This is a genomic window from uncultured Porphyromonas sp., from assembly GCF_915070105.1.
Lineage (GTDB): Bacteria > Bacteroidota > Bacteroidia > Bacteroidales > Porphyromonadaceae > Porphyromonas.
This window is the reverse complement of record NZ_CAJZFJ010000011.1, coordinates 11716-29495: the sequence shown is the minus strand read 5'-3', so window position 1 is coordinate 29495 and position 17780 is coordinate 11716. Positions and strand designations below refer to the sequence as shown.

Annotated in this window: 17 protein-coding genes; 7 read left to right on the top strand and 10 right to left on the bottom strand. The window is 55.0% G+C overall.

The window, feature by feature from the left end:
• Positions 1 to 207 precede the first annotated feature (207 nt).
• Positions 208 to 951, bottom strand: a complete 744-nt coding sequence (locus QZ554_RS02165; RefSeq protein ID WP_297193978.1) for a lysophospholipid acyltransferase family protein — start codon at positions 949 to 951, stop codon at positions 208 to 210.
• 24 nt (positions 952 to 975) lie between these two features.
• A complete protein-coding gene (locus QZ554_RS02160; RefSeq protein WP_297193976.1) occupies positions 976 to 1566 on the bottom strand; it encodes a non-canonical purine NTP diphosphatase in 591 nt (196 codons plus the stop codon).
• 74 nt (positions 1567 to 1640) lie between these two features.
• Between QZ554_RS02160 and QZ554_RS02155 the strand changes: the two genes are divergently transcribed.
• The 4 genes from QZ554_RS02155 (at position 1641) to QZ554_RS02140 (ending at position 5682) form a co-directional block, all read left to right on the top strand.
• Positions 1641 to 2012: an MmcQ/YjbR family DNA-binding protein gene (locus QZ554_RS02155; protein WP_297193974.1), complete on the top strand. Its 372-nt coding sequence runs from the start codon at positions 1641 to 1643 to the stop codon at positions 2010 to 2012.
• Between the two features lie 20 nt (positions 2013 to 2032).
• Positions 2033 to 2791 carry a biotin--[acetyl-CoA-carboxylase] ligase gene (locus QZ554_RS02150; RefSeq protein WP_297193972.1) on the top strand — a complete coding sequence of 253 codons (759 nt, stop codon included), beginning with the start codon at positions 2033 to 2035 and terminating at the stop codon, positions 2789 to 2791.
• Positions 2781 to 3593 carry an RNA methyltransferase gene (locus tag QZ554_RS02145; protein ID WP_297193970.1) on the top strand — a complete coding sequence of 271 codons (813 nt, stop codon included), beginning with the start codon at positions 2781 to 2783 and terminating at the stop codon, positions 3591 to 3593. Before QZ554_RS02150 ends, QZ554_RS02145 begins: the two co-directional genes overlap by 11 nt.
• Before the next feature lie 877 nt (positions 3594 to 4470).
• Positions 4471 to 5682 (top strand): hypothetical protein, encoded by a 1212-nt coding sequence (locus tag QZ554_RS02140; protein ID WP_297193969.1) that lies wholly within the window; start codon positions 4471 to 4473, stop codon positions 5680 to 5682.
• Here QZ554_RS02140 and QZ554_RS02135 read toward each other — a convergent pair.
• Positions 5649 to 6572, bottom strand: a complete 924-nt coding sequence (locus QZ554_RS02135) for a tyrosine recombinase (RefSeq protein WP_297193967.1) — start codon at positions 6570 to 6572, stop codon at positions 5649 to 5651. The genes QZ554_RS02140 and QZ554_RS02135 overlap by 34 nt on opposite strands.
• 46 nt (positions 6573 to 6618) lie before the next feature.
• Between QZ554_RS02135 and aroQ the strand changes: the two genes are divergently transcribed.
• Positions 6619 to 7101, top strand: coding sequence for a type II 3-dehydroquinate dehydratase (aroQ, locus tag QZ554_RS02130; RefSeq protein WP_297193965.1), 483 nt, complete (start codon positions 6619 to 6621; stop codon positions 7099 to 7101).
• Between the two features lie 43 nt (positions 7102 to 7144).
• Complete coding sequence (gene pyk / locus QZ554_RS02125) at positions 7145 to 8578, top strand: pyruvate kinase (protein WP_297193963.1); 1434 nt, start codon at positions 7145 to 7147, stop codon at positions 8576 to 8578.
• Between the two features lie 424 nt (positions 8579 to 9002).
• Here the strand turns inward: pyk and QZ554_RS02120 are convergent, their stop codons facing one another.
• Positions 9003 to 9959 carry an NAD-dependent epimerase/dehydratase family protein gene (locus tag QZ554_RS02120; RefSeq protein ID WP_297193962.1) on the bottom strand — a complete coding sequence of 319 codons (957 nt, stop codon included), beginning with the start codon at positions 9957 to 9959 and terminating at the stop codon, positions 9003 to 9005.
• Between the two features lie 162 nt (positions 9960 to 10121).
• On the opposite strand from QZ554_RS02120, the gene QZ554_RS02115 reads away from it, so the two are divergent.
• Complete coding sequence (locus QZ554_RS02115) at positions 10122 to 11312, top strand: Gfo/Idh/MocA family oxidoreductase (protein WP_297193960.1); 1191 nt, start codon at positions 10122 to 10124, stop codon at positions 11310 to 11312.
• A 52-nt stretch (positions 11313 to 11364) separates the two neighbouring features.
• Here QZ554_RS02115 and QZ554_RS02110 read toward each other — a convergent pair whose 3' ends face one another.
• The 6 genes from QZ554_RS02110 to QZ554_RS02085 form a co-directional block, all read right to left on the bottom strand.
• Positions 11365 to 12087: a CPBP family intramembrane glutamic endopeptidase gene (locus QZ554_RS02110; RefSeq protein WP_297193958.1), complete on the bottom strand. Its 723-nt coding sequence runs from the start codon at positions 12085 to 12087 to the stop codon at positions 11365 to 11367.
• 1 nt (position 12088) lies between these two features.
• Positions 12089 to 13027, bottom strand: a complete 939-nt coding sequence (locus tag QZ554_RS02105; protein WP_297193956.1) for a helix-turn-helix transcriptional regulator — start codon at positions 13025 to 13027, stop codon at positions 12089 to 12091.
• 65 nt (positions 13028 to 13092) lie between these two features.
• On the bottom strand, positions 13093 to 13635 hold the full coding sequence (locus QZ554_RS02100; RefSeq protein ID WP_297193954.1) for a 16S rRNA processing protein RimM: 543 nt from the start codon (positions 13633 to 13635) through the stop codon (positions 13093 to 13095).
• A 4-nt stretch (positions 13636 to 13639) separates the two neighbouring features.
• Positions 13640 to 14950 (bottom strand): UDP-N-acetylglucosamine 1-carboxyvinyltransferase, encoded by a 1311-nt coding sequence (gene murA, locus QZ554_RS02095; RefSeq protein WP_297193952.1) that lies wholly within the window; start codon positions 14948 to 14950, stop codon positions 13640 to 13642.
• Between the two features lie 22 nt (positions 14951 to 14972).
• Positions 14973 to 15581: a DUF4290 domain-containing protein gene (locus tag QZ554_RS02090; protein ID WP_297193950.1), complete on the bottom strand. Its 609-nt coding sequence runs from the start codon at positions 15579 to 15581 to the stop codon at positions 14973 to 14975.
• 11 nt (positions 15582 to 15592) lie between these two features.
• A complete protein-coding gene (locus QZ554_RS02085) occupies positions 15593 to 16936 on the bottom strand; it encodes a glucose-6-phosphate isomerase (RefSeq protein ID WP_297193949.1) in 1344 nt (447 codons plus the stop codon).
• Positions 16937 to 17780: the final 844 nt, after the last annotated feature.

The following is a 17780-nucleotide window of genomic DNA, read 5'->3' as shown; positions in this document are numbered from 1 at the left end:
GCATAACCTTCCCCTAGGGCTCTCTCATCTGCACACGGATAAGTATCCTTAGCTAAGGAGAGCCCACATATAAGCAACAAGCCCCGATGGCCATCTGACCATCGGGGCTTGTTGCTTATATGTGGGCTACACCAGCCTCTATGCTGGCCGCTTGTCTCTATGCGGTACTGCTACCTGCTACCTCTGGGTGCCCTCAGCTCGGGTGGACTAGAGGGCAGAGGCGATCACCTGCTGTGCCAGACGAGCCGAGGCGGGGATGTGTGCTGGAGGGGTACCCTGCTCACTCATGTGGAAGGCTGGATGGATCGTCAAGATGATCTTGTGGGGGTGGGGGAGGTAGTGCCCACGAGGGAGGACGGCAAAGGCTCCACTGATCGTCACGGGCAGGATGGGGGCATCTAGCTCTGAAGCGATCACGAAGGCTCCCTTCTTGAAGCGTGTCATCTCCCCTGTGAGCGTACGACTGCCCTCGGGGAAGATGAAGATGGAATTGCCCGAGGCCAGTACCTTCTTAGCATCTGCTATCGTGCGCTGGATGGAGGAGGGCTTCGTCTCATCTACGAAGATGAAGTGCGCAGCTTCGCACGCTCTCCCTACGAAGGGGAGCTTGCGTAGCTCCTGCTTGAGTACCCACTTGAAGGGGATACCTATATACCCATTGAGAGCGAAGATATCGTAGGCACCCTGATGGTTCGCCACGACGACAGAGGGTGCCTCTCGGGTAGGGAGGTTCTCCCGCCCTCTCACCTCTACTCGGCATAGCGAGACAGCAAGGCACACTCGTGACCAGATGCCTGTCGTCCGACTGATGAAGGAGGCTGGGACGTGCAGGTAGCTGCTGGTGATGATCACGAGACAGCATAGCAGAGTAGCTAGTATCAAGAGTGGCCCCCCGATGCAGATGAAGTAGAGGAGATAGAGGAGGCGAAGGGGGGAAGGGATACGTTGCATAGTGGTGTATCTGTGTGGCTTGTCTTAGTCTTGGGCGATGGCGTGTAGGTAGGTGGCGAGCTTGGTGACAGCACGTCCACGGTGGCTGATGCTGTTCTTCTCCTGCTCACTGAGCTCGGCATAGGTACGATCATAGCCTTCGGGTCTGAAGATCGGGTCGTAGCCGAAGCCCTGCCCTCCGTGACGAGTCAGGGTGATCTCTCCGTCGGCACGTCCCTCGAAGAAGTGCGTCCCGAGCTCATCGATCAGTGCAATGACGGTACGGAAGTGTGCGGCACGTGGCTCGGGGATGCCCGAGAGGCGATCGAGTAGTAGGGCGACGTTCTCCGCTGGGGTAGCATGTGGCCCTGCGAAGCGTGCCGAGTAGACACCTGGAGCACCATCCAAGGCCTCTACCTCTAGCCCCGTGTCGTCGGCGAAGCAGTAGACGCCATACCGCTGGTAGATGTATTCGGCTTTCATTAGGGCATTGCCCTGTAGGGTATCGGCTGTCTCGGGTATCTCATCGTGACAGCCTAACTCATCGAGGCTTATGATCTCGACCTTGCCTGCCAAGATAGAACGTATCTCGGCGAGTTTGTGCGCGTTATTACTCGCAAATACGAGTTTTTTCATACATTTGCTTCTATTAAGATACATGTATAGGAGCCAATAGCTCAGTGACAAAAGTAACTATAATCGGCCTATAAATGGATATAGAACGCTTTAGGGAGGAGTGTCTCATGCTCCCCTATGCAGAGGAATCGCTTCCCTTCGGTGACGACCTATTGGTCTTCAAGGTCAAGGGGCGCATCTTCGCTATCCTGCCTCTCGACGAGGATGAGCCTAGTGTATCCCTTAAGTGTGATCCCGATCGCTGCGAGGAGCTCCGTGCACACTATGACGCTGTGATCCCGGGCTACCATCTGAATAAGCGACACTGGAATAGCGTCTATCTCGAGCGTGACCTACCTGCAGATCAGATCCTACACCTCATACGTCACTCCTATGACCTCGTCGTGGCTAAGCTCCCCAAGGCCGTACGCCTAGAGCTACAAGACCAAGTACCCATCTCCAAATAAAATAAATAATCATTCACCTCATGGACACCTCACTCCTAGAATTCATTGATCAGGTAGAGAGCACTAATACCTACCTCACAGAGCAGATCGCCTCCGGCCGTCAGCTCCCACAGCTGCACACGGTCGTCTGTCGCCAGCAGACAGCTGGACGTGGTATGCGTGGCAATAGCTGGACTTCCCGTCCAGGTGATAGCCTGACCTTCTCTATCCTCCTACGCTCTGATCTACTGCAGGGCAAGCAGCAGTTCGCCGTATCTGAGCTAGCCTCCTGGGCGGTCATGCGCACCTATGCCTCCTATATGACCGACGAGCAGAAGACCAAGCTCAAGGTCAAGTGGCCTAACGACATCTTCTACGAGGATCGCAAGCTCGCGGGTATCCTCATCGAGCATAGCCTCACGGGGCAGCATGTAGACTATAGCGTCATCGGGATCGGTATGAATATCAATGATGAGAGCTTCCCTCCCGAGCTTCCTATCGCCATATCACTGCGTATGATCACGGGGCGTAGCCTAGAGCCTATGGAAGTCTTGATCCGACTCCATGAGCAGCTCGCTCTCCTGCTACCAGACTTCCTACTCGGTCGCTATATGGATGTGCACCGCCACTACATGAAGCATCTCTATCGCAGGGAGGGCTTCCATCTCTTTACGGACATCAACGGCCAGTTCCGTGCACAGATCAAGGATGTGACGGCAGAGGGACGACTCGTCCTACAGCGTGAGGATGGCTGGGAGCGTGCCTACGCCTTCAAGGAAGTACGCTTCGATGCTGAGTAAGGCCGAGCTCAAGACCCTACGTTCCCTGCACGATACCAAGGGACGGACGGCCGAAGGCTCCTTCATAGCAGAGGGGCTAAAGGTCATCGAGGAGCTCCTCGGCGCATTCCCTTGCTCGTTACTTATTGTAAGCCTTGCCCTGGCCGATGAGGCCAAGGCAAGGCTTCTTCATCTCGCCCCAAAGGCTCGCCCTCAGCGTCTGGAGGTCGTACCCGATAGCTTCGACTGGGGACGTATCAGTACGCTCCGTCAGCCTCAGGGTGCACTCGCCGTCTTTGCCCTCCCTGCCACGATGGCTACTAGTGCGATGGCAGAGGGGGAGGTAGGGGCTGGGGCTACACCTGCGGGGCTGTCCCTCTTCCTAGATCGTATACAAGACCCTGGCAACCTCGGGACGATCCTGAGGAGTGCAGACTGGTTCGGGGTGCAGGATGTCTTCCTAGCTCCAGGCACAGCTGATCCCTATGCCCCCAAGGTCGTGCAGGCCACTATGGGTGCCCTCGCTCGGGTACGCCTACACCGAGTGGCGGATAGCCTTACCTTCCTTAGGGGCTACGAAGGGGAGCTTCTCGGTACCTTCCTCGATGGAGAAGACCTCTACACCGCTACGCTTCCTCCCGCCTCTTCCCCCCATCTGCTGATCATGGGTAACGAGGGGCAGGGCATACACCCCGAGATAGCCTCGATCGTAGGACGTCGCTTGACGATCCCAGCCTACCCGAGGGATAGGGAGCATACGGAGTCCCTAAATGTCGCTATCGCCACGTCTCTCCTCCTCGCAGAGCTAAGGCGTAGAGGCTAGCTTTGGCCTTGTTCGTTCCTCGCCCCCGTACTCGGTAAGGTCACTTCGGACTTGGAATTCTGTCGTAAGACTTAGCTAAGAGAGATAGGCCCTAGCGAGCGAAGCCACCCCACGAGACAGATTTATGCTGTCTCGTGGGGTGGTTTCTTTGTTTTCTTAGGGCGACTTCATTCCTTTAGAGAGGAGGAGCGTGGCTCTGTGGGGGACTTCATGCCTTCTGTAGTTTGGATAGGGGATAGGGCAAGTAGTGTGGTGGAGAAGTCCGTACCCCTCCTTGATGTGACTTGTCGTATGGCATAGATCTCGTTCTTAATTAGTGTGTTGTGGGGGCTCAGTACTTAGGTTAGGACGGTGCAAGTAGGAAGAGCGAATTATACACGCGTGTATACATTACTGTACACGCGTGTACACAAGAGTGTACACACGTGTACACTACCCCGAGCATACTGAGTATCTCGTAGGGCTCTCGGTAAGCCGTCGGATGGGGCGGTTCTTGAGGAGGCTGGTACTCGAAGTGTACTGCCTCTAGGATAGCGAAGTATGTGAGAGGCTGGTGTGCAAGGTCTGGGCTCTGCGGAGCGTGTGGAGATAGCAGCACGGGGGCTTGAGGGTGGCTGTTTGGGGGAAGGGATGGTGGGAGGGGAGTAGGTATTTGAGGGGTCTTGTTCGTAGAGTAGGGAGGTGGGGAGATTGGAGCTGGGGGTGAGGTGTCTTTAGGCAAGAGGAGGGTCGAGGGGGTGGGCAAGATGTACCCTCTTGGGGGCATTGGGAAAAAGGCATAGAGACGCTATCTTTGTAAGGACGGAGGGAGATCGTTTGGAGTCTTAGATGCCTCCTCCCGAAGTCGCTAGACCGCTGATATACGGACCTATATAATATGACTATGTCTCTTCTTCGCTCCATCTTGGTTTACCTAAGTGTGGGCTTCCTTACCTCTCCTCTCTGGGGGCAGGGGCATTACCTCGCAGAGCAACCTTCTCGTACCAGCCTAGATGCCTATGGTGATCGTCTTTCCCTTCGGCTCACGGCTGAGAGCTTCTTTCGCAATAATGAATATGCCTCCGACCTAATCGCCGACTATACGCTCCCTGGCTACCGACTAAGTGCTGACTTGGGCTTCCGTCCCGATACACAGCTGCCCGTTGAACTACGTGTAGGGGTGGGGAATATCTATTACTGGGGCGCACTGCGCTACCCCTCGGCTATCGCTTATCAGGATATACCCTACTGGAGTGGTGAGGGAGGACGCTATACGAGACTTCGCCTACGTCCCTTCTTTCAGGCCTCGATCCTGCCTGTGCGGGGGCTTGCGATCCTGCTGGGGGTGCTAGAGGGTGGAGTACGGCACGGCCTCATTGAGCCTATCTACAACCCCGAGCTCTGCCTCACGGCAGACCGAGAGACGGGGCTACAGATCAAGTACCAAGGGGAGCACACGAAGGTAGATACTTGGGTAGACTGGCAGAGCTTTATCTTCAAGGGCGATCGGCACCCCGAGGCCTTTGTCTTTGGCTTGACAGCCTCACAGCGACTACCTCTGTCCGCTGTCTCTTCGCTGAGCCTAGAGCTTCAGAGCCTAGCACACCATCGAGGTGGTGTGATGAACCAGCAGGCAGATACGGTCCACACTTGGCTCAATGCAGCTCTTGGGCTGGGGTACGAGCGGCAGATCCAGCTAGCTGACCGCCCCCTCTCGTGGCATACCGCCGTCTATGGACTCGGCTATAAGCAACGAGGGGAACACTATCCCGTAGATACGGGCTGGGGGGTATATGCGATGAGCGAAGTGACCTGGCGCAGGTGGTGGGCTAGGCTAGGGGTGTGGTATGGGACAGACTATGTTGGGGTCTTGGGGATTCCCTTCGCTCAGAGCCTTGGACGAGAGGGGAGGAAGCAAGTGCACAGCCATCATCCGAGGTATCTATCCCTCAGTGGTAGCTATCGGGTCATCGAGCGAGAGAAATATACGTTGGCTCTCTCTGCGGGGCTATGGGTGCACCCACACTCCGAGCATAGGATGAGCTCCTATATCGAGGCCTATCTGAGCATCTCCCCTTACTTTGGGTTGCTGTCCTCGGGACGGCGCTGATTGCGTGGATGGAACCGCTCGATCTGCTCACGTAGCTTACTGCGGTCTATATGGGTGTAGATCTCAGTCGTCGCCACATCCTCGTGCCCGAGTAGGAGCTGGATAGCCTGGAGGTTTGCCCCGCCCTCTAGGAGTGCCGTGGCGAAGCTATGGCGGAAGGTATGGGGGCTAATCTCCTTGTCGATACCGGCTGCCTCGGCGGCCTCCTTGATGAAGACAAAGACGGTGATACGAGAGATCGCTTTGCCGAGACGGCTGAGGAAGATATAGTCCTCCTGCCCTCGCTTGGGGATCGGTCGGTCGGGATGGCTGAGGTAGGTCTTGATCTCATGCACGGCAGAGGGACTGAGCGGTACGAGTCGGTGCTTGCTGCCCTTGCCGAGTACGTGCAGGTAGCCTTCGTCGAGGAAGACATCCGCTAGACGCAGGTGGCACAGCTCACTGACCCGAAGTCCACAGCTGAAGAGCACCTCCACGATAGCCCTATTACGCACACCCTCTATCCCCCCCTTGCTCGCACATGCCTCCATGATACGATCGATCTCCTCGGTAGAGAGGACAGTAGGTAGATAACGTCCCTTTCGAGGTACCTCCAGAAGTACCGTAGGGTCAGTGTCCGTATAGCCCTCCAGCAGGAGGTAACGCCCGAAGCTCTTTGTCCCCGAGATGATGCGCGAGATAGAGCTTGGGCTGATCCCGAGGTCGTAGAGGGAGGAGACGAAGTGCTGTAGCCGTGTATAGTCCAGAGCCTCGAGCCCTATCCCCTCGACCTCCATATAGCTGAGTAGCTTGTCCAGATCGAAGAGGTAGGCCTGACAGGTATTGGCAGAGAGATTGAGCTCAAAGCGCAGATAGGATAGATACTTCGCTCGTATATCGGTAGGTAACATCAGTAGCGACGGGAAATTTAGTTATCTTTGCAAAGGTAAGAAGACAATGGATATATCAGGTACGAGGAACTGGGTCGAGATCATCAATGGCCCCAATCTCCAACGCATAGGACGGCGAGAGCCCGAGATCTATGGCACCAAGACCATGGAGGTCTGTCTCGAAGAGCTACGCACGACCTACAGCGAGAGCCTACGTATCACCTACTTCCAGTCCCACAGCGAGGGGGCACTCATCGAACGTCTCTACCAGCTGGAGGACGAAGGTGTAGACGGTATCATCCTCAACGCAGGAGCCTACACGCATACCTCCCTAGCTCTGGCCGATGCGCTACGGGCTATCTCTATCCCGACTATCGAAGTCCATATCTCCAATATCTACGCGCGCGAAGAGATCCGCCGCCACTCCCTCCTCTCACCCGTGTGCCAGGGGGTGATCACAGGACTAGGACTAGATAGCTATCGCCTAGCACTAGAGGCTCTACGGAGTCGCCTACATGCCCAAAGCCCCACGAGCGCTAGGCTCCCCTAATTCAGATAGTAAAAAAGTAACACTATACATTATAAAAGGAATTATGAAGAAGACAAAGATCGTAGCCACCATCTCCGACCTACGCTGTGATGTGGACTTTATCCGTCCCCTCGTAGAGGCTGGTGTCAATGTCGTGCGTATGAACACGGCTCACATGACCAAGGAAGGTATCACTCAGGTGATCCAGAACACTCGTGCCGTCTCCCCCAACGTCGCTGTACTCCTCGACACCAAGGGCCCCGAGGTGCGTACCACAGTACTCGAAGGAGATGCTGAGGTCAAGCGTCAGTTCAATGCTGGTGACAAGGTAGTCTTCATGGCCAATCCCGAGGCTAAGACCAACAACGAAGTCATCAACGTGAACTACGTGAACTTCGTGCACGATGTACCTGTCGGTGCTACCATCCTCCTCGATGACGGCGCTCTTGCCTTCTTCGTAGAGAAGAAGGAAGCTGACAAGCTCTACACCACTTGCCAGAACAACGGTAAGCTCGGCAGCCGCAAGAGCGTCAACGTCCCTGGCGTACGTATCGACCTGCCCTCACTCACCGAGAAGGACCGTGGTAACATCCTCCACTCTATTCCTCAGAAGATCGAGTTCATCGCTCATTCCTTCGTCCGTAACAAGAGAGACATCGAGGAGATCCAGGCGATCCTAGACGAGCACAAGAGCGACATCAAGATCATCGCTAAGATCGAGAACCAGGAGGGTGTAGACAACATCGACGAGATCATCGACTCCTGCTATGGTATCATGATCGCTCGTGGTGACCTCGCTATCGAAGTCCCCGCAGAGAAGGTCCCTGGTATCCAGCGCATGATCATCAAGAAGTGTATCGCTGCCAAGAAGCCCGTCATCGTAGCTACGCAGATGCTTCACACGATGATCGACAATCCTCTTCCTACTCGTGCTGAGGTGAGCGACATCGCTAACGCTGTCTACTACCGCACCGACGCTGTCATGCTCTCTGGTGAGACGGCTAACGGTAAGTACCCCCTAGAGGCTGTACAGACCATGGCTAGCATCATCCGTGAGGCTGAATCTACCCTTGAGGAAAACTACAACGACGAGGTGCCTTACTCCAAGGAAGTCAGCACCACGACAGCCTTCCTCGCTAAGCAGGCTGTACGTAGCGTCGAGCAGATCAATACCGAGGCTATCATCACCGATAGCTTCACGGGTCGTACAGCTCGCTACCTCTCCTCCTTCCGTGCTACGGTGCCTGTATGCGCTGTTTGCTATGAAGAGACTCTTTCCCGTCAGCTTGCCCTCAGCTATGGTGTCACTGCACACTACGCTGGCGAAGAGCATTGCGAGAAGTCTCGCCTCGTAGCTGGTATCAAGAGCTTCATCGAGTCTGGCCTCATCAAGGAGTCTACTCAGGCAGCCTTCATGAGCGGTACGATCGGTATCACAGGTGCTGCTCACGCTCTCGAGATCGAGACCGTTGGCAACATCCTTGAGCGCAACAAGTAAGCGATCATTCGCCTTAGCGAGCAGGTCGCAGGCCTCTTCTCACTACCACAGCGAGTAGAGTCCCCGCAATCATAGCTCCCTAATCAACGAGGAAGGGCATACACCTCATCTGAGGTGTATGCCCTTCGTTATTTTGGGTGTGTCCTTATCTTATTCTGATATTCTCTTTGTTCGCATATTGTATGCTCGCTCCCGACTTGGCAAGGAGCGTATCTTTACCTTACACGAAGGACATCTACCATCCCAGAGTCGATTCATCTCTCCCTTTCAAAGAAGGGGATCTCCTACTCGTATAGTGAGGGTGGATAGGAGCGGTATATAAGCAAAGTACCAGACACCCTACGAGAGGGTGTCTGGTACATATCTTAGGTGGGGCAGACTAGCCCCAGTGCTTGCTATCGTTATGCCTTAGTGCATAGGGGGATTATGCCTTAGCAGCATCCTTGCGTCTGATGGTCTCGATCATGTCTAGGGTCATAGCCTTGAGGTCATACTCGGGCTTCCATCCCCATTCATTACGAGCACAGCTGTCATCTAGGGAGTTGGGCCAAGAGTCAGCGATACCCTGACGTAGTGGATCGAGGTCATACTCCATCACGAAGCCTGGGATAACCTCCCTGATAGAAGCTGCGATCTCCTCTGGATCAAAGCTCATGGCTGTGACATTAAAGGAATTACGGTGGACAAGCTTCGTGGGATCAGCCTCCATGAGCTCAATGATGGCTCTTAGGGCGTCGGGCATGTACATCATGTCCATGTAGGTGCCAGGCTTGAGTGGGCACTTGAAGCGTCCCTCACGTACCGCAGCATAGTAGATATCTACGGCATAGTCTGTCGTCCCACCTCCCGGAGGAGCTACGTTGGATATAAGGCCGGGGAAGCGTACGGAGCGGGTATCTACACCGAAGCGCTTGTGGTAGTAGTCACTGAGGAGCTCCCCAGAGACCTTGGTCACACCATACATCGTCTTAGGGCGTTGGATGGTATCCTGTGGTGTCTTGTCATGGGGAGTCTCAGGGCCAAAGGAGCCAATGGAGCTGGGCGTAAAGACGGCACAGCCCTCTTCGCGTGCTACCTCTAGGACGTTGAAGAGTCCTCCTAGTCCTATCTTCCAAGCGAGTTGTGGCTTGGCCTCTGCGACGGCACTTAGCAGTGCAGCGAGGTTGAAGACTGTGTCCACTTGATACTTACGGACGACCTCTGCGATCTGCACAGGATCCGTGATGTCCACGATCTCACTAGGACCACTCTCTAGGAGCTCACCCTTGGGTGGGGCAGCAGGGATATAACCAGCGACGACTGTGGGATAGATCTTACGTAGGGTCATAGCGAGCTCGGTGCCGATCTGACCAGTAGATCCGATGATGAGAATGTTTTTCATACTCTCGTCAGTTTGATGTTATACTCGTATATAAAGTCTATGTATTATGGACGTATGCTCATCAATAGAAAGACGTACGGATGTCTTATCTCGGGGACAAATGTACTTATTCTAATCCGAAGATGATGTATATTTGTACAGAATACTCTTAGACAGATAGAAGTGAAGGAACAACACTCCCTCTCTCCCGCCTATTCTCCTCTGCCCCACGTGCGTCTAGGCATCATAGGGCTAGGCCAGCGTGGGCTACGTACGATACAGCGCTATAGGCACATCGAGGGTGCGACTATTGTCGCCCTATCAGACATTTACCCCGAGCGAATACAAGAGGCTCAGACCCTCCTTAGCTCTCTGGGCTGCCCCGAAGCTAAGGGATATAGTAGGGAGCAGATCCCCGAGATGCTAGCTAGTGGAGAGGTGGACTTGGTGCTTATCTGTACGGATTGGTATAGTCATGTTCCTCTAGCTTGTGCGACTATGGAGGCGGGGCTACATGTCGCCGTAGAGGTGCCTGCAGCACTGACCCTGGAGGACTGCTGGAGGCTTGTCGAGACCTCGGAGCGAATGGGCAGGCACTACTTCCCGCTGGAGAACTGCTGCTTCGATCCTTTCCACCTACGTACGCTGGCTCTAGTGGCTAAGGGAGAGCTGGGGCGCATCAAGCACTGCTCGGGTGGTTATATCCATGATCTACATAGCTTGAGTGCCCTAGGCCAAGAGGAGATTCCTCTGCTGGGCTGGATGGACGAGGGCTATCCCTTCGCTGCAGGTAATGCCTATCCGACACATGGGATAGGGCCTATGGCTCAGCTTCTGGATATTCATCATGGCGATCGCTTTACCGAGCTGTACGCGATCTCGTCAGATCCCGATGCACCTCTCTCGGAGCGTATCAGTACGATCCTCTTACGTACAGAGCAGGGACGCACAGCATCACTTCACCTAGATCTACATACACCTCGTCCGTACTCACGTCTTCAGTCACTCTCGGGTAGTGAGGGCTTCCTATGTAAGTACCCTTCTCCGACTCTTCAGCTACGAGGCTGGAGTGAGGCCTTGGCAGGTGATGAGGTAGAGGATTACTTGACTCGGGAGGCTTGCTCCCCCCTAGAATCCTGGATACAAGAGGGCAAAGACAAGGGGGTGGAGAATGTCATGAACTATGTCATGGATGCACGCCTCATCCACTGCCTACGTCATGGACAGTCCCTTGACCTAACGGTGTATGATGCGGCTCTATGGTCTTCGGTCATTGAGCTGAGTGCACGTTCTGAGTCTGAGCGAAGGCCAGTCGAGATCCCCGATTTCACTCGGGGGCTGTGGTGCAAGAGCTCTGTCCACCTCGAAGAGTAGAGGTAGACCACATAGGATAAAGAAGTGCGATAGTGGGAAGGTGGGCAATGCCCTAGAGGTCAAAGGCTATGAGAGCCAATGCCACGGTGTTGTTCATTAGGTGGACGAGTATAGGCAGCCTCAGACTACGTAGCTCATAGGCTAAGTAACCCAAGGTGAAGCCCAGGACGATGCGTCCGAGAAACCCTATCCACGAGAGGTGCATCAGCGAGAAGATCACCGAGGCGATCCCAATAGCGATATAGGGATGGATAGGGAGGCTCCGTGTGAGTAGGGGCTGGAGCATACCACGGAAGAAGAGTTCCTCGACGATGGCTGGTATGAGTGCGAAGGCAAGCCAATAATAGAGGAGCGAGCTACGATGACGCTGGAGCTCCTCACGCACGACCTGCTCTACTCGGTCTATCGCATCGACACCCATGTGCTCGGCGACATCTGTCATGAGATCCGTAAGCACATTGCAGAGCAGATACCCCACCACACTTAGTGTCAGACATAGTATGATCTGCTTACGTTCCCAAGCCTCAGGGAAGAGGGGCTGTCGGAGCAGTCGCCGTGCACTCCTCCCCTCAGGAAAGATATAGACGGGCAGGAGGAACATCCCCAGCGCAGGTAGTGCATACTGACACAGGCGCAGTAGGGGGACGAGTGTGACTGCCCCAGAGAGTAAAGGCAGGATGAGATGAATGGCTAGTGCGCTCAGCAGTGAGACTCCGAGTAGGGATACTGGGATCCAGCCAAGCAGTAGCGCAAGCTCCTTCCGTGCCTCCATCATTTTATTCCTCTGCCCCCTCGCTGGGCTCTTCCTCTCCATCTACCATACCTAGCTGTCCCCGTCGAATCTTGATCGGGGAGAGCCCGAAGACACGACGACAGAAAGCCGAGAGATAGCCCGATGAGGAGAAGTAATACCGCTCTGCTATCTCGGTCAGCGATAGATCGCTATCGATAAGATCCTTGTAGACATGTCTAGCCCGCTGCTGTAGTAGCCACTTCATCGGCGAGATCCCGAATTCGTCATCGAACAGACGTGCCAGCACAGAGGGCGATACCCCCAGAGCTGCTGCTAGATCATCCACTGTGCGACATCTGCGATGGTGCTTGAAGACCTGACAACTGAACCCTGTGCGCTTGCAGTGGAAGAAGCGTAGAAACTCCTCCTGCATGTGCCGTGCATAGTTCATACGCAGTAGAAGAAAGAGCTCCTGTAGCTTCACATCGAAGAGCCTAAGGTCGGACAGTGAGTACTTTAGGTACTCCGTGATGGATTGTGTCCAAAAGGTGATACCCGGCGAGAAGGGGAGGTGTGTAAGGTGTGGCTCCTCCGACTTCGTTGGTGTGGCACTGAAGTTCCTAAGAGGACGGTCTGGACACTGACGTGCGCAGAGGTGTATGCTAGGTAAGAAGTGGAAGGACAGGAACTCTAGAGGCTCTAGTGCCGTGATCTCTACGACAGAGCCCATGGGGATAAAGATCATCTCTTCCCCCCCGACTGAGTTCGTGGGAGGCTGGGTGTTGAGCTTCATCTCTGCCCTGCCCGAGATGAGGAAGAGCAGGTAGTAGTCACCCTCTGTCTGTAGGCATACTCGTTCGCCTGCGGAGAGCCTGCGAAGCTGAGGGATGGAGAGGAGGGCTGCGGACTTGTGCTTGAAGACTGACTGACCAGAGAAGATAGGATCCTCATCTTGGCCACAGGGGGCTGAGTACTTGTGCATAAGCGTTCGAATAAAAAATCGTCTGGGCCTGCTCTATATATCTAGGAGTGGGTGTCCTCTAGGCTCTATAGCTCTAGTAGCCCGTCAGGGATGTACATATAGAGATGATGGGCTCCCACCTCGACATGCTCGATTAGCTCATCGGCTATCGGTACTACGAGTTCGCCTCCTGCGGTGGGCTCGACACGTAGTAGGGTATTGAGAGTCGTATCATCGATTGCGGTGATCTGCCCTATGAGTTCCCTGCTGTGGGCATCATAGAGCTCATAGCCGACGAAGTGGTGTAGGTCGATCAGATCGCCCGCCTCCTCATCCTCTAGGTAAGCCTTGTCGAGCCAGACACTACGCCCAGTGAGCTGGTCTGCAGCTTCCTTGGTCGTGATGCCCGAGAGGGTAAGAAGATCGATATCGCCCCCCTTGCTCCGCAGGCCGAGGACACGATAGGGGATCAGTAGTCCCCGTTCCTCGAGCATGAGGAAGAGGGAGGTAGCCTCCCCCTGCTCCCATAGACCTGAGAGGTCTACGGAGAGCTTGGCGGCTACCTCCCCCTGGATACCATGTGCACGACCTAGTGTGCCGATATGCTCGAAGTCTTCTTTGTGGAGCATAGGATTAGAGACGAGAGATACGGGCACCGAGGGCATTTAGTCGCCCAGCTATGTCCTGATAGCCTCGGTCGATCTGCTCGATATTGTTGATGACGCTAGTGCCACTAGCGCTCATCGCTGCTATGAGTAGTGCGATCCCCGCACGGATGTCAGGTGAGACCATCGTGGAGGCACGTAGCTGGTGTCGTCCCCCGAGTCCGATGACCACTGCTCGGTGTGGATCGCACAGCATGATCTGCGCTCCCATGTCAATGAGCTTATCGACGAAGAAGAGACGGCTCTCGAACATCTTCTGATGGATGAGCACACTCCCCTTAGCCTGTGTCGCCGTGACGAGGAAGACGCTCAGTAGGTCTGGCGTCAGCCCAGGCCATGGGGCATCGGCTACGGTGAGGATCGACCCGTCCATGAAGGTGTCAATCTCATAGCCATCAGGGTGGTGGGGGATGATGAGGTCATCACCCTCCTCTAGGATCGTGATCCCGAGTCGGCGGAAGGCCTGTGGGATGATCCCGAGGTCAGGGATGCTGACATCCTGTATACGTAGGTGCGAGTTCGTCATAGCTGCCATCCCGATGAAGCTCCCGATCTCGATCATATCGGGGAGCATCGTATGCTCAGCGCCGTGTAGCGACTGGACACCCTCGATGGTGAGGCGGTTGGAGCCGATACCCTCGATACGGGCTCCCATGCGTACGAGGAGCTTGGAGAGCTGCTGGAGGTAGGGCTCGCAGGCTGCGTTGTAGATTGTCGTGACACCCTCGGCCAGTACTGCAGCCATGAGGATGTTGGCTGTCCCTGTGATAGAGGCTTCGTCGAGGAGCATGTACTTACCCTTGAGCTGTCGAGCCTCTAGGATATAGCTCTGCTTCGTAGCGTCATAGATGCAGCTAGCCCCTAGCTCTTGGAATCCTATTAGATGTGTATCTACGCGCCGACGCCCGATCTTGTCTCCCCCGGGCTTGGGGAAGATAGCGTAGCCGAAGCGACCTAGTAGAGCCCCAGCCATGAGGATCGAGCCACGTAGAGCTCGGGCTCTGCTGAGGAACTCCTCGCCGTGTAGGTAGTCGATATTGAGCTCATCGGCTTGGAAGGTGTAGCTCCCTTGCTCGTTGAGCTTGGTGACCTTGACGCCGATCTGACGCAGTAGGTCGATGAGGTTGTTTACATCCAGGATGTTGGGGATGTTGTGGATCGTGACTACCTCAGGGGTCAATAGGACGGAGGAGATGATCTGGAGTGCTTCGTTCTTTGCTCCCTGGGGGCGGATGCTACCCTCTAGGCTGTAGCCACCTTCGATAACGTAGGATGCCATGGTGTGTAGGGGGAATAGGGGGTTATTTCTTCTTTGCTTTCTTACTGTTGATAGGCTTCTGGAGCTTGCCAGGCTTATCTATAGTGTTGGGGTTGATGTTGAGCTTGCAGTTCTCTGGGGTAAGCAGGATCTGTCCATCAGAGAGCTCGAAGAGATCCTTGTAGATCTTGATATCCTCGACCGTCTCTTGGTTCCAAGTCATGTAGTCACGCTTCATCTGCATGGCTACGAAGTACTCAGCGGCAGAGCGCTCTGGTCCCATCTCCATCTCGCAGACCTTACGTATCATACCTACGATGAAGTGTCCGTAGTAGCGGTACTGGATGAGGTGTCCGGGGTAGTCGGGCTTCTCGGTCTTGAGTGTGATCTCCTCGCGGGTAATCGTCCCCTCGGGGTAGTCCACGTCGAGCTCGAAGTCCGCCATGATAGCGAGATGATCCCAGTAGATCGTCTCCTTGTCGAGACCCGCACCCTTCTCGGGCACGATAGCCTCCATCGCACGGATGATGGTGCGTGCGCAGCGGTTACGCTCCTCCCGATCCTCTATGCTGCGGCAGTGGGCGATCATGCGCTGGATGTTGCGCCCATACTCTGGCATGGTGATGGGGGGTAGTTGATTGTTGTATTCCATATAGGGATAGTTTATAGACGTGACTTGATCGCCTGTGTAGCCTCTTCGAAGCCGGGCTTCTCGAGCAGGGCGAACATATTCTTCTTGTAGGCCTCCACCCCTGGCTGGTTGAAGGGATTAACCTCCAGCATGTAGCCACTGATGCCGACAGCCTTCTCGAAGAAGTAGAAGAGCTGACCGATGTAGTAGGCGTTCAGCTGAGGGAGGATAATGCGGATATTGGGGACACCACCGTCGATGTGCGCCATACGTGTACCGAGCTCGGCCATCTTATTGACCTCATCGACACGCTTACCCGCTAGGTAGTTCAGCCCGTCGAGGTCATCGGCGTCAGAGGCGATGCGTAGCTCTCTGTCGGGTGTGGCGATGCTGATGATCGTCTCGAAGATCGTCCGCTCGCCCTCCTGGATCCACTGCCCCATGGAGTGCAGGTCTGCGGAGAAGTCCACAGCTGCGTTGAAGATACCCTTGTGCTCCTTGCCCTCGCTCTCGCCATAGAGCTGCTTCCACCATTCGCCGATGTAATGGAGCTTGGGGTGGAAGTTCCCGAGGATCTCGATCTTCTTGCCCTGCTGGTAGAGGCTATTGCGTGCGGCAGCGTAGAGGGCGGAGAGGTTCTCTGCGAAGGGTACTCCCTCGTCTACACGCTCCTTCATCTCCCGAGCACCACGTACGAGCTCACGTATGTCGAAGCCCGCTACAGCGATCGGGAGTAGCCCTACAGGGGTCAGTACGGAGAAGCGTCCCCCGATGTCATCGGGGATCACGAAGGTCTGATAGCCCTCCTTGTCCGCTAGCGTACGTAGTGCACCACGTGCACGATCCGTCACAGCGATGATACGCTCACGTGCACCCTCACGACCGACCTGCTGCTCGAGTAGTCCCTTGAGGACACGGAAGGCAATCGCTGGCTCCGTCGTCGTACCGCTCTTGGAGATATTGATGATCCCGAACCGCTTGTCCGACAGGAAGTCTACGAGCTCACTCAGGTAGTCCTCACCGATGTTGTGCCCAGCGAAGATCACCTGAGGGGCACTGTGCTCCTGGCGGTAGGCTGCGAAGGTGGGTGTCAGAGCCTCGATCACAGCACGAGCCCCGAGGTAGCTACCTCCGATACCGATGCTCACGACATAGTCACAGCGCTCCTGTAGGCTACGGGCGGCAGCCTCTATCGCTGTGAAGTCCTGGTCAGTGATCGTTGCGGGTAGATCAATCCATCCGAGGAAGTCGCTCCCCTGTCCTGTGCCCGCATGGAGCTGGGCTACGTATGCATCACTCTTGGCCTGCCACGCCTGTAGCTCCTGATCGGAGACGAGCGAGCGGATACCTGAAAGGTCTAGTTCTAAAGACTTCATATTCATTGTTTTATTCTCTATTCGCACATGATATGATAGGTGGAGGTCTGGGGGTGGGGGCACCTCGTGCGCCCTCACTATGTCCCTTGTGTCCCTATCTGCATAACCCCACTTGGGGGTTCACACAAAGATACAAAAAAGGCACTAGATGCACAGTATCAGTTCGTTTTGAGAGGTATCTCCCTACCTTCATAGCTTCCTCTCTGCTCCTTTTTCCGCTCTCCTTTTCTCTGGAAGTTTCAGCTTCTACTCCCCCCTTTATTTGCTTTCTCCTGCTCCCGACATAGTGATGTGGGCGAGGGTAGGGCTCTTGTTGGGAGGATGTCTGGGCCGACACCTATCATCGTATGCTCCTCTCTTCAGCTCTTTTTGGGGGGTATGACCTGTCCGAGGGAGTCTTAGCCGTATCGCAGCAGTACCTAAGGGGTAGCTCTAGGAGACCTGTATATGAGAGCCCCACAGGGGACATACTTAGAGCGAGACTGTATACACGTGTGTACACAGTTGTGTACACGTGGGTATACAGTTGTGTACACACGTGTATACAGACCCTCTCCTTAGGTAATGGGTTATGCTCTGTTAGATAGTAGGTTATGCTTGGTATACCTACACGTAGGGTGCAGAAGCTTCTCTATCGGGTGTATGCTCCTTGACTCCTTTGTCCTCGATGACTAGTGATTTCATGCCTCAGCCTGAGGGGGATGTATCGAGGCTAGAGAGCGGGGAGCATATCGACTATGAGATGTGGAGACGCATGTGGGGGCTTAGATGATGGGGGTGAGGGGGCTTGTAGGGTGTCTGTGTAACCTTCTATTTATCAATTATTCCGGCAAGGGTTGGAGAG

Excerpts from the sequence above, each read along its gene's own strand:
- QZ554_RS02165 (WP_297193978.1), bottom strand. The coding sequence starts at position 951 with ATGCAACGTATCCCTTCCCCCCTTCGCCTCCTCTATCTCCTCTACTTC.
- QZ554_RS02160 (WP_297193976.1), bottom strand. The coding sequence starts at position 1,566 with ATGAAAAAACTCGTATTTGCGAGTAATAACGCGCACAAACTCGCCGAG.
- QZ554_RS02155 (WP_297193974.1), top strand. The coding sequence starts at position 1,641 with ATGGATATAGAACGCTTTAGGGAGGAGTGTCTCATGCTCCCCTATGCA.
- QZ554_RS02150 (WP_297193972.1), top strand. The coding sequence starts at position 2,033 with ATGGACACCTCACTCCTAGAATTCATTGATCAGGTAGAGAGCACTAAT.
- QZ554_RS02145 (WP_297193970.1), top strand. The coding sequence starts at position 2,781 with ATGCTGAGTAAGGCCGAGCTCAAGACCCTACGTTCCCTGCACGATACC.
- QZ554_RS02140 (WP_297193969.1), top strand. The coding sequence starts at position 4,471 with ATGACTATGTCTCTTCTTCGCTCCATCTTGGTTTACCTAAGTGTGGGC.
- QZ554_RS02135 (WP_297193967.1), bottom strand. The coding sequence starts at position 6,572 with ATGTTACCTACCGATATACGAGCGAAGTATCTATCCTATCTGCGCTTT.
- aroQ (WP_297193965.1), top strand. The coding sequence starts at position 6,619 with ATGGATATATCAGGTACGAGGAACTGGGTCGAGATCATCAATGGCCCC.
- pyk (WP_297193963.1), top strand. The coding sequence starts at position 7,145 with ATGAAGAAGACAAAGATCGTAGCCACCATCTCCGACCTACGCTGTGAT.
- QZ554_RS02120 (WP_297193962.1), bottom strand. The coding sequence starts at position 9,959 with ATGAAAAACATTCTCATCATCGGATCTACTGGTCAGATCGGCACCGAG.
- QZ554_RS02110 (WP_297193958.1), bottom strand. The coding sequence starts at position 12,087 with ATGATGGAGGCACGGAAGGAGCTTGCGCTACTGCTTGGCTGGATCCCA.
- QZ554_RS02105 (WP_297193956.1), bottom strand. The coding sequence starts at position 13,027 with ATGCACAAGTACTCAGCCCCCTGTGGCCAAGATGAGGATCCTATCTTC.
- QZ554_RS02100 (WP_297193954.1), bottom strand. The coding sequence starts at position 13,635 with ATGCTCCACAAAGAAGACTTCGAGCATATCGGCACACTAGGTCGTGCA.
- murA (WP_297193952.1), bottom strand. The coding sequence starts at position 14,950 with ATGGCATCCTACGTTATCGAAGGTGGCTACAGCCTAGAGGGTAGCATC.
- QZ554_RS02090 (WP_297193950.1), bottom strand. The coding sequence starts at position 15,581 with ATGGAATACAACAATCAACTACCCCCCATCACCATGCCAGAGTATGGG.
- QZ554_RS02085 (WP_297193949.1), bottom strand. The coding sequence starts at position 16,936 with ATGAAGTCTTTAGAACTAGACCTTTCAGGTATCCGCTCGCTCGTCTCC.